Below are 14,904 nucleotides of genomic sequence, written 5' to 3' on the forward strand. Positions count from 1 at the left end.
GTTCGTCAGTGGGGTTTTCGTGGGCGAAGCGTGCTGCCTGTGGTGCGATGGCCGCTGCGAATGGGCACCCCGGGTCGGTGAGGTCGAATGGTGGCGGGTTGGCTGTGGTGTGCATCAGGTCCCCCTGGGCTGATGTGACAGAGCTAGATGTGACAGAGCTGGTTCAGTTGTGGAGTGAGTGAGTTGATCCCCGTGTTTTCCCGATCAACTCGCTTGCGTGTTCGAGGCTAGTGTGTTTGTGCAGTTCACGCAATAGGAAAATGGAGATTCCTCGAAAAGGCGTGCGAGGGAACTGAATCGAGGGGCGTACGCTCGGGGACATGACATTGAGCCATGACTTCGCCGACGCACTTCCGGAGTTGGCGGTTGAGCAGGTCCCAGAGACTCCGATTGACCCTCAACTGCTGATGCTGAACGAACCCCTGGCCAAGGAACTCGGATTCGATCCTGAGTGGTTGAAGACCGAAGAGGGGGTGTTGTCCCTCCTAGGGCAGAACCTGCCGGAGAACGCAAAGCCAGTTGCCCAAGCCTACGCAGGCCACCAGTTCGGCCAGTTCAACCCCATGATGGGAGACGGCCGTGCGGTCCTTCTTGGAGAGCGCACAGGCACTGACGGGCACCTCTACGATCTGCACCTAAAAGGGTCAGGACCAACGGTGTTCGCCAAGCGCGGCGATGGTCGGGCGCCATTGGGCCCAGTGCTGCGTGAGCACCTAGTCAGTGAGGCGATGCACCATTACGGTGTCCCCACGACCCGTTCCTTGGCTGCCATTTCCACCGGTCACACGGCAATTCGTGAACGCGCTTTGCCTGCGGGGGCGACGGTGCGGGTGGCGCGAAGTCATCTGAGAGTCGGGACCTTGCAACTGGCTTTATCGCGCAACAGCGAAGAAGTGCTCGGCAAGATTGCGGACCATGCGGCGAAACGTTTCGACCTTGATTCAAGGCGGGAGCTGTTCGAGTACACGCTGGATGCGCAGGCCAAGCTTCTGGCGAAATGGATCGGGTTGGGGTTCGTACATGGGGTGATGAATACGGACAATATGTCGTTGTCGGGAGAGACGATTGACTACGGCCCATGTGCGTTCCTCGACGATCACGAGCCGAAGGCGTGCTTCAGCTCCATCGATATTGGCGGCCGGTACGCCTACAACCGCCAGCAAAAAATCGCGCAGTGGAACATGTACCGATTCGCCGAGGCGATGGTCCCGATCCTCACCGATAATCCAGACGACGCCATCGCCTACGCCAGCCCCATCCTCGAGCGCTATGAAGAAAAGCAGAATTCACTGATCATGGCGGAATTTGGGCGCAAACTTGGACTCAATCCTGCCACTGGATTTCAGGAATCAACCACTGAACTCATTAACGAGTGGCGCGCCATACTCGTCGAATTTTCTCCGGATCACACTCAGGTCCACCGCAGCCTTACTGACGGCGACATCTTCGACCATCTCCCGGACAATGAGCGCGTTCGGAACTGGCTGAGCGAATGGAGGAGCATGGACCCGGATGCTGACCTGATGAAGCGAACGAACCCCATCTACATTCCCCGCAATCATCACGTACAGCACGCGGTCGACCGCGCGGTGGAGGGAGACCTAAAAGATTACGAAACGCTTTACGACGTCCTCCTCACCCCCTTCACCCGACGCGCTGGAATGGACCATCTCGAAGGCCCTGGTGCGGGACCAGATGCCACATTCATCACCTTCTGTGGCACCTAAGCCACATTTCGGCGGGTTTTAGGTGAGGACGCGGATCGGCTGACCTGCCATCCAGGCGGCGACATTCTCAACGGCCTGGCTATAGAAGACGGAGTAGGTATCGCGAGTGACGTAACCCAAATGCGGAGTGAGGACCGTGCGTGGTGCCGTGCGCAGGGGATGGTCTGCGGGAACCGGTTCGGTGTCGTAAACGTCGATGCCAGCACCACCGATAGAGCCGGCTTCTAGGGCGTCGATGAGTGCGTCAGTGTCCACGAGGGGGCCACGCGAGGTGTTGATCAGCACTGCAGTGTTTTTCATCAGATCCAGTTCAGCGGCGCCAACGATGCCGCAGCTGCGGTCACTGAGTTTGTAGTGGATGGTCAGGACGTCTGAGGTAGAGAACAACTCCTCCTTCGACACCGCCTGCACCCCCAGCGACTCGGCATCGGCTGGATCCAAGTTCTGACTCCAGGCGACGACATCCATATCGAAGGCCTGACCAATCCTCGCCATCCGACCGCCCAGTCGGCCGAGTCCAATGATTCCCAGCCGATGGCCGGCTAGGTCAGTGCCAACGGTGCTCTGCCAGCCTCCGTCGCGCATCGCCTGGTTCTCTGTAGGTATCGAACGCAGAACCGACAGAATCAGACCCCAGGCCAATTCTGGAGTCGACGAGGCCGGAGACTCCGTGCCACACACAACGATCCCATGGTCACGGGCAGCGTCCAGGTCGATCGAAGCATTTGCTTTGCCCGTACTGACCAGCAGTTTTAATTGCGGAAGCGAAGCCAAAAGAGATCGGGTGAATGGGGTGCGTTCGCGCATGGCGATGATGATGGGGGCGTCGTACAGCAGATCTTTTAGGTCCTTCTCACCGGTCACGTGCCTGGTGACGGTGTGGACCTCGGCGCCCAGCGAATCCCAGTCGGCGAACTCACCGGCGACGTCCTGGTAGTCGTCTAGAACCACAATCTTCATGTAAGGCCCCTTCAGATTGGATGCCGTTGGCTACCGGGGATCGTACGGCCTGAGGCTCTCCAAGAGATGGGCGACACGGCGCATTCGGGCCGAGTCCTCCTGCGAGCGGGCGATATCGACCGCGTCACGCAGGGTGTCCAGGATGTCCTTGTCGACGGGAAGCTTCGGGACCCCATATCCGGTCGGCCGCAAGCGCCAACGCAGATCATCTCCGAGATACGGCTCGAGGCCACGGCCGAACGCGGTATCCCTGAGCTGTTGCTCAGCCTTAGGCACTGAGGTGCAGGTGTCATGCGCGAGGCGAGATGTCGTCGGAGGCGAGTCGATGACAGAGAGGAGGAGGCGGTCGGCGTCGTCGGGATGCCGGTGGCCACGTTGATCTCGGTCTGGTTCAAGGTCTCGTAGGAGCTCACCGATGGTGGTGGACTCGGCTGAACACGTGACCGCGACCCCGCAGAGCACCGAACCGACTGGCAGCATGCCCAAATCCGCAGGCAGATGCAGCACGACATCCCGATCACCGATATGCGAGCGCACCTCATAGCGATGTCCACCCCCGATGCCCTCGGTGAGTTCAACCTCAACCTGGCGCACCGATTCCACTTGGCAGCAGATCGGAAGATGAGTCCCGAACGTCAGCGGCGCCGAGGCGACGGTAGCGATCGAATAGGAGGTCTCGCTGTCGATGTCGAGGCCCCATAAGCTCTCAAGCGTCGCTGCATCGGGCGTGACCACACAGTCGATCGCTGCTAGATGGAGCACCTGATCCTTCATCGGATCGCGGTCGAGGTACACCGCCCAATCCCCGCTAGGCAGGGATCTGGCGACGCTCGCGCCGTCAATGCCTTGCCTCCCGACGGTTACCCGCGTCCCCACCGGAAACAGCACACCGGACTCATCCTCGTCCGTATCGAGATATTCGGTGGTCTCCCAGCCGGCCGAGCGAGGCGCGCCGGAAATCGCCTCCCACACCGCTGCCCCACCGTTGAATCGCAGTCCCAGGCAGGTCGCGATATCAGTATCGATCACCGCGCCGACCGGACCGTGCGTCACCGGCGGCCGCAGATCCGGTTCCTGCCCGCCGACGATCCACAGCGGGTCGGCCAAAACGATCGGATGTGCCTCCGGGGAGAGGAATCTGCCAGTGAGCACGGCGTCACCACTGACGGTGGTGCCGACGGGGTAAGGATTCTCTGGACGCAACACTCCCCTCGCAGCCGGGTGGTGGACCCGGGCAACCTTCATGTCTGGGGCACAAGCGTCGACAACAGACCCGTCCGCGAGCCGGATGGTCAGATACCAGAATGGCGTTCCTACCAGTACGTTCAGATACTTCCGAGCGCTCTCGACGGTGGCAACAACTCGACGGGGTTCACCGTGAGTTGGGCGACCGGTGGGGACCTGGCCGTCAGCGGCAATGATGACGTCGTCAGCAAAAACGACCGTCAGCTGAAGCCGTCCGTCAGCGTCCTTGGCGATGACTCCACCACGCTCATCAGCCGGGGGCCCGACCCACAGCCCCCGCGGATCAGTGACGTGGAATCGCAGGGGAACGGGGACTGTCTCCTTCTTCCCCGGGGAGAAGGAGATCTGGTCTGGTTCAAGATCCGGATTCAGTGCCGATGCCGAGGTCAGAAAACTGACGCCTAGGCCTTCGCTGTTCTGCGGAACGTACGCGGCGCCAGCGGGGATATTAGTACCGCCATCGAAACCGAAGGCCAAGGTATCCGGCCCGATCAGCACGACCGCACCTGAGAAATCCCGCACCCTGCGCACCAACTCCGGGCCGGCTGGCCCCTTCGACACTTCCACTGCCCGATGGTCGCGGAGCACTTCCGAGAATTCTTTGAGCACTCCGCCTGGGGTGGCATCGCCGAAATCGAAGCCGAGGGAGCGCTGGAAGCGGGTCCAGTCGAGGCTCTCGCGGCCATCAGCGAATTCGGTCATGGACACTGAGGTTACGACGGGAATGCCGGTTCCGCATGTCGGGCAATACCGATCACTACTGACAGAGCCTGGAAACTATTTTGGGGGTATCGGGGGTAACCGACGCTACCCACACAGCAAACACTGTAAGCGTGTTGGATACAGCAATCACTACCTAATGACGGGTGGGACCGAAGCCCCCCTTAGCCGCTCTACACCACCGATAGCCCCAGTCGGATCGCCCTCAGGTTTAAGCGGGCGATCCGTTACTCAACGAGTCGACGCAGCTCAACGGACCAAGCCGAATCCACCGAGGCCTGCTATCCAGGGCGCCATCCGCTGACCTACAATCCGTCCGTTATCCACTACCTGCACGTGCGGGGGCCCAACCCTAGCGCCCCGTGCGCCCGCTGACGCCCGACCAGGCACCCCGGCTTCGCGCCACAACTTTCGCTAAGCCTCCGGCCAGCGCCGGACATTGCCGAAAATAGGAATATTTTCAGCAAAACCACACATACCGACGGTTACAGATTTATTAATAGATCTACCGCGTTCCACGAATCGTGGTTCACATCTCATAAACAATCTGCAAGCAAGCCGCAAGCACCCGAATCAGGAGACAAGAGTGCGAATCGGAGTTCCCATAGAACCGGGCGCTGAGCAACCGCTAGTTGCCGCGACACCGGACACCGTGGCCAAGCTGATCAAGCTCGGCTATGACGTTGATGTCCAGACCGGAGCAGGCGCACGCGCCAACTTCCCTGACGCCCAGTTCGAGGCCGCAGGCGCGAACCTCGTAGGCGAAGAGGTTTGGCAGGCGGACATCATCACCACCCTCGACACCCCGCCGGCGGAATACCGCGCGAAGATGCGCTCCGGCGCCACGCTGATCACTCGCATGGCACCGGCCCGCAATGCCGACCTCATCGAAGAGCTTGCCGCATCCGGCATCACCTCGATGGCAATGGACACGGTCCCGCGTATCTCCCGTGCACAGTCGATGGACGTCTTGTCCTCGATGGCCAACATCGCCGGTTACCGCGCGATCATCGAAGCTGCCGGCGCATACGGCCGTCTCTTCACCGGTCAGGTCACCGCCGCCGGCAAGATGCCCCCGGCCACCGTGTACGTCATCGGTGCCGGTGTCGCAGGCCTTGCCGCGATCGGTACCGCAAACTCCATGGGCGCCATCGTCAAGGCAACGGACCTTCGTCCGGAAGCCGGCGAGCAGGTCGAGTCCATGGGTGCAGAGTTCGTCGAGATCCCGGCTGAGACTCAGAAGTCCGAAGACGGCTACGCCAAGGAAATGACCGCCGACCAGGCTGTCGCCGCCGCGAAGCTCTACTCGGAGCAGTCCGCTCTGGCTGACATCGTTGTCACCACCGCGAACATCCCAGGCCGCACCTCCCCGATTCTGCTGACCGCAGCTGACGTCGCGAAGATGAAGCCCGGCTCGGTCATCGTCGATATGGCGGCTGCCAACGGCGGAAACTGTGAGCTCACCGTCGCCGGCGAGACCACCGTTACTGACAACGGCGTGATCATTATCGGTAACACCGACCTGGCCGGCTCGCTGCCGACCCAGGCATCGCAGCTGTACGGCCAGAACGTGGTCAACCTGTTCAAGTTGCTGACCCCGAACAAGGACGGTCAGACGGTTGTCGACTTGGATGACGAGATCATCCGCGGCATCACCGTCACCAACAACGCTGACGGTGCCACCTCAATCCTGTGGCCGCCGCCGCCGGTGAAGGTCTCTGCCGCCCCGGCCGCAGCTGCCCCGGAAGCCGCAGCCGCAGAAGAGGCGGAGGAGAAAAAGAGCAACAGCAAGCTGTGGCTCGGCGTTGCTGCTGTCCTCGGTGTCGCCCTGGTGCTGTTCTCCCCGGTCGCTGTCAGCCCGCTGTACATGGTGCTGATGCTCGCCGTCGTCGTCGGTTTCTACGTCATCACCGCGGTTACGCACTCGCTGCACACCCCGCTGATGTCTGAGACCAACGCCGTCTCCGGAATCATCCTGGTTGGTGCTGTCCTTCAGGTCGGCTCCAGCAATTTGGCGGTGTCGATCTTGGCGTTCATCGCGATCGTTGTCGCGTCCATCAACATCTTCGGTGGCTTCACGGTGACGCACCGGATGCTCCAGATGTTCAAGAAGGAGGCGTAAGCGATGACTACTTTGAATCTCGCTATCGCGGATGTTGTCCTCATCGAGGAGACCTCCCCCCTGCTGGAGTGGACCACCCGCTTCACTAACCTGGCGTACATCGCCGCCGCGCTTCTCTTCATCCTGGCCCTGGCCGGACTGTCGAAGAACGACACTGCACAGCGCGGTAACACCTTCGGTGCGACCGGTATGGCCGTCGCTCTGATTGCCACGATCATTACCGCAGTCGTTCAGTCCATTGAGGACCCGGAGGCCTACCGTTCCGGTTTCGCCACTCTGATCCTCATTGCACTGGCAATGCTCATCGGTGCTGCCATTGGTATCCCGCGTGCCAAGAAGGTCGAAATGACCGGCATGCCGGAGCTCATCGCGATGCTGCACAGCTTCGTGGGTCTGGCCGCAGTCCTCATCGGTTTCAACTCTTACCTCGCAGCGCCTGACTACGGCCTGGATGGATTCCACTCCGGTGAGATCTTCCTCGGTATCTTCATCGGTGCGGTCACCTTCACCGGTTCGATCATCGCCTTCCTGAAGCTCTCAGGCCGCATGGACGGCAAGCCGCTGATGCTCCCGGGTCGCCACCTGCTGAACCTGCTGATCATCGTCAGCTCCGTCGTCCTGATGTTCGTCTTCGCTTTCACGGACAACGTGACCGTCGAGTGGATCTGCCTCGGTGTCATGACTGCTCTGTCGCTGTTCCTGGGCTTCCACCTCGTTGCCGCCATCGGTGGCGGAGACATGCCGGTGGTCGTCTCGATGCTGAACTCCTACTCCGGTTGGGCTGCAGCAGCTGCAGGTTTCATGCTGTCCAACAACCTGCTGATCATCGTCGGTGCCCTCGTTGGTTCTTCCGGTGCGTACCTGTCCTACATCATGTGTAAGGCCATGAACCGCTCGTTCGTGTCCGTCATCCTCGGCGGATTCGGTGGCGACACCCCGTCCGCAGGTTCTGATGACACCGACTACGGCACGCACACCGAGGTCAACATCGCTGAGACCGTCGAGGCTCTCAAGGGTGCTCGCAAGATCATGATCACCCCGGGCTATGGCATGGCCGTTTCCCAGGCGCAGTACCCGGTCGCGAACCTCACCTCGAAGCTGCGTGAAGCCGGCAAGGATGTCACATTCGGAATCCACCCGGTCGCCGGCCGTCTGCCGGGTCACATGAACGTGCTCCTGGCCGAGGCCAAGGTCCCCTACGACCTGGCTCTGGAGATGGACGAGGTCAACGACGACTTCGGTGAGGTCGACGTCGTCCTGGTCATCGGCGCCAACGACACGGTCAACCCGATCGCTGAGCAGCCCGGCTCCCCCATCGCCGGTATGCCGGTGCTGAAGGTCTGGGAGGCTGAGCGCGTGATCGTGTTCAAGCGTTCCATGGCTTCCGGTTACGCCGGTGTTCCCAACCCGTTGTTCTTCAAGGACAACACGGACATGCTCCTCGGTGACGCGAAGGCCACCGTCGAGGAGATCGTCGCGGGTCTGTAAAGACACTCGCTTCCCGACGTCCCCAGCCCCGACCCATCCCACCGGATGTGTCGGGGTTTCGTCGTACGTAAGGAACCACCGCAGCTACGCCTTTACGGGCACTTCTTCCGCACCAACATCGAGGTGACGAGTGACCGAGTTCCTCATCGTGGCGTAGTACAGCAGGCCACCGAGCGTCGCACCGATCAGCCACGCGAATCCGGAGAGACCGTGCAACGCCGGCACCCAGACGGTGCAGATGGCGAAGACTGCAGCAACGCCGACTGCCACCAGCGCCTTGGTATTCCAGCCGTTCTTGTAGTGGTACGGGCTATCGGAGTCCATGGTGAATACGTCCGGGATATGGACCTGCTTCTTGCGGATGAAGTAGTAGTCAACGATCAGCACGCCATACAGCGGAGCAAGGATCGCGCCGAGGGTATCAACGAACGTCGGCAGTCCGATGTCGTTAATGACCGCGACCCACATGCCACCGATGATGAAGCCGAAGACGGCGGTCACGATTCCGCCAGCTTGGAAGCTGAGTTTGGACGGGGACATGTTGGCGACGTCGTAAGCAGCGGGGATGAAGTTCGCCACGAGGTTCACACCGATCGTGGCGACGAGGAACGTTGCTGCAGCGATAAGAGACAGAATGACGGACTCGGTCTGACCGACGATATCCGCCGGATTGTCCATCGGAGTACCTTCACCATTCTGGAACACGACGTACGCGCCTGCAGTGATGAATAGCGACAAGAAGGTGAAGAACGCCAGCGACAGCGGCAACCCGGTGAAGTTGCCGAGCTTCATTGCCTTCTCGGACTTGGTGAACCTGGAGAAGTCACCGAAGTTGATGATGACAGCAGAGAAGTACGCGACCATCGTTCCCACAACTCCAATGAATGCACTGACCGTTGCCCAGCCGGTGACCTCATCATTATTGAAGATGTCGCGCACTGCCGGGAGCATGTCCGAGCCAGCCCGGACCCAGATCACGACCAGCAGGATGATCATCACCACATACACAGCCGGGCCCGCGAAATTGAGGAACTTCGCGATCGCATCGATGCCACGGGTGAACAGGTAGACCTGCAGCGCGGTGACGATCACGTAGGAAATCCAATCGACCATGTTCATGCCGAGGAACGTGCCGGATTCGGGATAACCGAACATGGCGTTGATCGCTAGTGCGACAGCGGTAGAAGCGAAGTATGTCTGTGCGCCGTACCAGAACATCGCGACGATTCCGCGGACCAGCGCAGGGAATCGGGCGCCGAGGACGCCCATCGACATGCGGGCCATCACCGCGTACGGGACGCCGAGTTTCACACCAGGGGCACCGGAGAGATTCACCAGGAAGTTGACGATGATGCCGGCGAGAACAATCGCCGCAAATACATACCAGCCGCTGATGCCAGCACTGATGAATAGGGACGCGGCCAGGGTGTAACCAGCGAGCGACTGGATGTCATTGGTCCAGACGTTGAAGATCTCGAAGGCACCCCACTTCCGATTCTCCTTCGGGACCGGTGCCAGGTCGGGGTTGTACAGGGCTGGATCTGCAGTAGCGGCGAGGTTCGCCGGATTCTCGGACAAGGCGTCCACCGATCTCTAGAAGTGAAAGTTCTTCTGCAGCCTAAACCTTAAATTTGCCTAAATTTCCTGCTAAACAATGTTTTTACGCTTCCCGACGTTCCCCTAACCCACACGATTCCGCCCCGAAACCGGACGTTCACATGCGACTGTCGGAGGCCTGCCTATGCTTGCGGTCATGGACATCACGGTGATCGCCTCAGCTGCTCGGGACCGCTGGCGGGGTTCGGACGTGGACTCGCGTCAGGCCTTCCCTGCCACGGGGAATTTTGACCTCTCTGCGAACGCATTCGGACCGCTGCAGATCCACAATGACGACCGCGTCTCCCCCGGCGCTGGCTTCGACATGCACCACCACCAGGATGCGGAGATCGTCACCTGGGTCGTCGAGGGCAACTTGCGCCACCGCGATTCAGGCGGCGCGGACGTGATCCTTTCCCCCGGGATGGCGCAGGCGATATCTGCGGGCAGCGGGGTGAGCCACGCAGAGGTCAATGCTGCCGGATACACCGGAAAGTCGTTCCTCAGAGTGGTTCAGATGTGGCTACGACCAGACTCTGCAGGAACAGAGCCTCGCCACTGCGAAGGTGACTTCCGAGATCTGATCTCTGAGCCCAATGAACTCCACCTCATCGCCGCCGGGGACAACGTCACCGACGTCCGCGGTCAACTCCCGAGGCCACTGCGGATCGGCACGGACAACTCTCGACTTCGCTACGTGTTGTTGGAGCATGGTTCGGTGCGGCTGCCGCTGTCGGAGTTCACCCACATCTATCTTCTTCGCGGCTCTGCGACTGTCGGCTCCGAGTCTCTCGCAGAGGGTGATCAGGCCCGGATCGTCTCTTCGGTAAGCGAGACCGTCGCGGTATCCGGGGATGACGCAGAACTGCTGATCTGGAGCATGGCGGACTCCCCGAGCATCATCGAAACCGCTCTGGAACTGGCAGTCGAGGCACACCGGCATGATTCGCGCCCGGGTGCCCATGGCGAAGAGGCTTATATTCTCCACCCAGAGCGCATCGCAGCATCCGTCAGGAATGGCGGTGCAGACGAGGAGGTCATTGCTGCGGCGCTTCTTCATGACGTCGCCGAAGACCACCCCTACCTCTGGTCGCTCCACAAAGAGTTGCTGCCGGAGCGGGTGGTGGGGGTCGTCGAGAAGCTCAGTCGAAGAGACGACGAGACGTACGCCCAATTCGTTGACCGTGCGGCGGCGGATCCGGATTCGCTGGTTGTGAAACTCGCGGATGTCAATGACAACTTGGGCAGTCTCGACAATCTCCCCCGAGATACCGACGAGCAGCGCGTGCGGTTCAACAAATTGGAGGCGCGCTACCAAGATGCCCTCGACACACTCCTGGTGAAAACGGACCACACCTTCCGACCGTGAGTGCACTCATGTTTCAGCGAGGTTAATTGGCCTTTGCGGTGGACAGCGCCCATGAAACCCGTTGATATCGTGGCTATCCGTGCACCTTCAGGTTTCGCGTTCGCCAAGCTCGACTGTCGACGCCGTGGGCTTCGGGTCCGGCCGCCGTCGTCTTATCGGCTGGGTTGTCGCACTGGCGGGGCTGTTGATGGTCTCCATCATTGCGAGCCTGATGCTCGGTGCAGTCCGAGTTCCCGCAGGTGACGTGATCCGGATCCTGGCACATCATGTTGCCGGCACTCCTCTTGATGACAGCGCAGCCGGTGAATTTGGCCGCAACGATGCGATCATCTGGACCATCCGTGCACCTCGGGTTGTTCTCTCGGTGGTGGTTGGTGCGGGACTGGCGATCGCGGGCGTCGTCCTGCAGGCAATGGTGCGGAACATGCTTGCCGACCCCTATGTCCTCGGGGTCAGTTCTGGGGCGAGCTGCGGCGCTGCGGCGTCGATCCTCTTCGGCCTCGGCGCCGGCTTCGGCGACTATGCCTTGCAGACCAGTGCCTTTCTCGGAGCACTGGTCGCCACGATGGTCGTGCTGGCGGTGGCCCGCTCGGCGGGAAAGCTCACCTCGATCAGGTTGCTGATGGCTGGAGTTGCCGTGGGGTATGCGCTCTCAGCTCTAACTAGTTTCCTGGTCTTCGCCTCCGACTCTGCTGAATCGAGCCGTTCGGTGATGTTTTGGCTGCTCGGTTCGCTCGGTCTTGCTGCGTGGTCGGGGCCGTTGGGTTTGGCAGTGGGCGTCGTAACGCTTCTTTTTATTGTTTTTCTTGTTCTTTCCCCTCAGATGGATGCGCTTGCCTCTGGCGATGAGACCGCGCTGGCTCTGGGAATCCGCCCGGACCGCATGCGACTGATTCTGCTGGTGATGGTGTGTCTTCTGGTGGGAACGCTTGTGGCAATGGCCGGAGCCATCGGATTCATCGGGCTGATCGTTCCGCACCTGGCCAGGCGCATCGTCGGCGGACGTCATCGGGCGGTGCTGCCGGTGGCCGCTTTCATTGGCGCGATTCTGTTGTGTTGGGCGGACATTGCCTCCCGCACGGTTTTGGCACCGCAAGAGATCCCGATCGGGATTCTCACTGCATTGGTGGGGGCTCCGTTCCTGCTGATACTTGTACGGAAGATGAGGGTGACCGCATGACCATGAACAGCGCACGGGTGGCGGGAACTCTAGGGGCGGCGGCACTGCTCCTGGGCTTGGCTGCATGCGGTGATGCCGCGGACACAGCCTCGTCTGATGCCGTCACCGTAGAGAACTGCGGACAGGACGTCTCCTTCGATGCTCCGCCGGAGCGAGTAACTCTGCTGAAAAGCGCTTCGGTCCCAACCCTGGATCGGCTCGGGGTATTAGACCGTGTCACCGCGCGCGCTGGCGTGTACCCGCCGGAATATTACGACGCCTCCACCCTCGCCCAGCTCGACCAGATCCCCCTGATCACCGATCGCCTCGACGACTCCGGGCATCTGCAGATCTCCCGCGAAGAGGTCACCGCCACTGCTCCTGACCTAGTCCTGGGCGAGACGGACACGGTCAATCGGCAGGTCCTGTCCAGTTCCAACATCCCATTACTCGAAGAACCAGCTCTGTGTGGATCGATCGACGGCCCCGTAACGTGGGAGCATGTGTGGAGTCAGATCGATGTCTACGGCACGGTTTTCGGCCGCCAGGATGAAGCGAGCACGTACATCGCAGAGTTGCGCGAGCGTCTCGCTGCCATCGAAGCCGAGGCCACGGACACCGAGCCGTTCACCGTTGCCGTGTTGTACCCGTCGGTTGGCGGTGGCACGACGTACGCCTATGGAACCGGCTCCATGTCACATCCGGTGATCGACGCCGCCGGTGGCACCAACGTTTTCGCAGACCAAGACCAGCGTGTGTTCGAGGTCTCTAGCGAGGAGATCGTGAACCGGAATCCGGACGTAGTCATTGCCCTGCACTCTTCGGGCACTGCCGCGTCGGTGCGCGATGCAGTCCTCTCACTTCCAGGCTTCGACCGCACCACCGCCGGCCACACCTCAGCCGTCCTGCCGCTCCTGCTCAATTTTGCCGAGCCACCAACTCCGCTCGCCGTTGATGGCGCCGAGAAACTCTCCGACTACATCCGCGGCCGCCATGCCATGGCCGAAAGCGACGCCATATGATCACTGCCGAATCCGTGAGTGTCTTTTTTGGGGAGAAGACTGCCGTCGATCGGGTCAGCCTCACCGTGCCCGACCACGGGACTCTCGGGCTGGTCGGGCCGAACGGCTCAGGCAAAACCACGTTGCTGCGCGCACTGTACGGGTCCGTCGATGCCACCGGCACCGTCCTGCTCGACGGCAAGGACATCACGACAATGCGCCGCCGCGACATCGCCCGATCGGTGTCGGTGGTGTCTCAAGAACGAGATTCCGACATCCCAATCACAGTGGCTGACCTCGTAGAACTGGGGGCGCTTCCCCACCGAGGGCTATTCAGTTTCGCCAATGAAGAGCCGGTGGCTCAGGCGCTGGAATCGGTCGGGATCTTGCACTTGGCGCAGCGCGATGTGTCGGACCTTTCCGGTGGCGAGCACCAGCGTGCGCTCATCGCTCGCGCCCTAGTCCAAGATGCCAAGCACGTGCTTCTCGACGAACCGACAAACCACCTCGACATCCGGTACCAGCACGAGGTTCTCGAGCTCGTCACCGATCTTCCCGGTGGCTCCGTGGTGGTTTTGCACGACCTCAATCTCGCCGCGCGCTACTGCGACCGGATCGCTGTTCTCAAGGAAGGGCGCATCGTTGCCGAAGGCACTCCCGAGGAGGTTCTCATTCCAGAGATCCTCGAGCCCGTCTACGAGATCAAGGTCCGCCGACTGAACCTCGACGGCGAGATCACTCTCGTCTACCCCAGAAAGGCACGCGTATGAAGACGCAGACCACCGCGTCGCGCAACCGTGCGATCGACGACTACTGGTCCGGCCGCGCCCACGCCTACCACCGCCACCAGGTCACCGGTGAGCGCGCCCAACTGGATCGGGAGTTGTGGACCGCCGTCTTCACCGATGCCATTGGGCCTGGCCGTGGCGTTCTTGATGTGGGCACTGGCTCTGGGTACGTCGCAAACCTTCTGGCAGCGAATTTCACGGTCACCGGCATCGACCGCTCCCCCGGCATGATCGAGCAAGCCCGCGGGCATAACGGGAATGCGGAGTTCCTCATTGGAGACGCCGTCAACGTTCGTTCAGCGCTTCCAGAGGATGCTCGCTTCGATGCCATCACCTCCCGTTATCTGCTGTGGACTCTGCCCGACCCGGTGGCTGCGATCCGCGAGTGGATGAGCGTCCTTCGTCCTGGCGGCCGCGTAATCGCTGTGGACGCACCGTGGTTCCCTCATGGCATCGACGATTCCATGCTCGTGGAAACCCCCGATGGTCCCGACGCCTTCCTTCGCACCTACAACCCAGACACACTCGCTACGCTTCCGCTTGCCACCGCGACCGATGCCTCGCCTTACGTCGAGGCGTTTGAAAAAGCAGGGCTTTACGACGTCTCCCTCACGCCACTTCCCCAGGTCACCGACTTAGACCGCACCTTCGGTGTCGCTCCGGGGCATGAGTCACGGCCTCACTTCCTCGTCACCGGAATAGTGCGAGACCCTTCTTAAGTCACCCGTT

Annotated in this window: 11 protein-coding genes; 8 read left to right on the top strand and 3 right to left on the bottom strand. The window is 61.1% G+C overall.

Annotated features, from left to right (window positions below; all coding sequences use genetic code 11):
- The first annotated feature begins 320 nt into the window (after positions 1-320).
- Positions 321-1,727: a protein adenylyltransferase SelO gene (locus YWU_RS0101165; RefSeq protein WP_027019036.1), complete on the top strand. Its 1,407-nt coding sequence runs from the start codon at positions 321-323 to the stop codon at positions 1,725-1,727.
- Between the two features lie 18 nt (positions 1,728-1,745).
- Here the strand turns inward: YWU_RS0101165 and YWU_RS0101170 are convergent, their stop codons facing one another.
- Positions 1,746-2,687, bottom strand: a complete 942-nt coding sequence (locus YWU_RS0101170; RefSeq protein WP_027019037.1) for a D-2-hydroxyacid dehydrogenase family protein — start codon at positions 2,685-2,687, stop codon at positions 1,746-1,748.
- Between the two features lie 30 nt (positions 2,688-2,717).
- Positions 2,718-4,634 (bottom strand): hypothetical protein, encoded by a 1,917-nt coding sequence (locus YWU_RS0101175; protein WP_027019038.1) that lies wholly within the window; start codon positions 4,632-4,634, stop codon positions 2,718-2,720.
- Between the two features lie 604 nt (positions 4,635-5,238).
- Here YWU_RS0101175 and YWU_RS0101180 point away from each other — a divergent pair.
- Together YWU_RS0101180 and pntB are read left to right on the top strand one after the other, a co-directional pair.
- On the top strand, positions 5,239-6,774 hold the full coding sequence (locus tag YWU_RS0101180) for a Re/Si-specific NAD(P)(+) transhydrogenase subunit alpha (protein ID WP_027019039.1): 1,536 nt from the start codon (positions 5,239-5,241) through the stop codon (positions 6,772-6,774).
- A 3-nt stretch (positions 6,775-6,777) separates the two neighbouring features.
- A complete protein-coding gene (gene pntB / locus YWU_RS0101185; RefSeq protein ID WP_051259860.1) occupies positions 6,778-8,262 on the top strand; it encodes a Re/Si-specific NAD(P)(+) transhydrogenase subunit beta in 1,485 nt (494 codons plus the stop codon).
- Positions 8,263-8,346: 84 nt separating this feature from the next.
- Here the strand turns inward: pntB and YWU_RS14405 are convergent, their stop codons facing one another.
- Entirely contained in the window at positions 8,347-9,840 is a 1,494-nt protein-coding gene (locus tag YWU_RS14405; RefSeq protein WP_051259907.1) for an NCS1 family nucleobase:cation symporter-1, read from the bottom strand.
- Positions 9,841-10,015: 175 nt separating this feature from the next.
- Here YWU_RS14405 and YWU_RS17285 point away from each other — a divergent pair, with 175 nt between their 5' ends.
- The 5 genes from YWU_RS17285 (at position 10,016) to YWU_RS0101215 (ending at position 14,894) form a co-directional block, all read left to right on the top strand.
- On the top strand, positions 10,016-11,227 hold the full coding sequence (locus YWU_RS17285) for a pirin family protein (protein ID WP_169718864.1): 1,212 nt from the start codon (positions 10,016-10,018) through the stop codon (positions 11,225-11,227).
- A 79-nt stretch (positions 11,228-11,306) separates the two neighbouring features.
- Positions 11,307-12,407 (top strand): FecCD family ABC transporter permease, encoded by a 1,101-nt coding sequence (locus tag YWU_RS0101200; protein WP_027019041.1) that lies wholly within the window; start codon positions 11,307-11,309, stop codon positions 12,405-12,407.
- Positions 12,404-13,408, top strand: coding sequence for an ABC transporter substrate-binding protein (locus tag YWU_RS14415; RefSeq protein WP_034646656.1), 1,005 nt, complete (start codon positions 12,404-12,406; stop codon positions 13,406-13,408). Before YWU_RS0101200 ends, YWU_RS14415 begins: the two co-directional genes overlap by 4 nt.
- Positions 13,405-14,157 carry an ABC transporter ATP-binding protein gene (locus YWU_RS0101210; protein WP_027019042.1) on the top strand — a complete coding sequence of 251 codons (753 nt, stop codon included), beginning with the start codon at positions 13,405-13,407 and terminating at the stop codon, positions 14,155-14,157. Before YWU_RS14415 ends, YWU_RS0101210 begins: the two co-directional genes overlap by 4 nt.
- Positions 14,154-14,894 (top strand): class I SAM-dependent methyltransferase, encoded by a 741-nt coding sequence (locus YWU_RS0101215; protein ID WP_051259862.1) that lies wholly within the window; start codon positions 14,154-14,156, stop codon positions 14,892-14,894. Before YWU_RS0101210 ends, YWU_RS0101215 begins: the two co-directional genes overlap by 4 nt.
- Positions 14,895-14,904: the final 10 nt, after the last annotated feature.

The organism is Corynebacterium sputi DSM 45148, assembly GCF_000427865.1.
GTDB classification, from domain to species: Bacteria; Actinomycetota; Actinomycetes; order Mycobacteriales; family Mycobacteriaceae; genus Corynebacterium; species Corynebacterium sputi.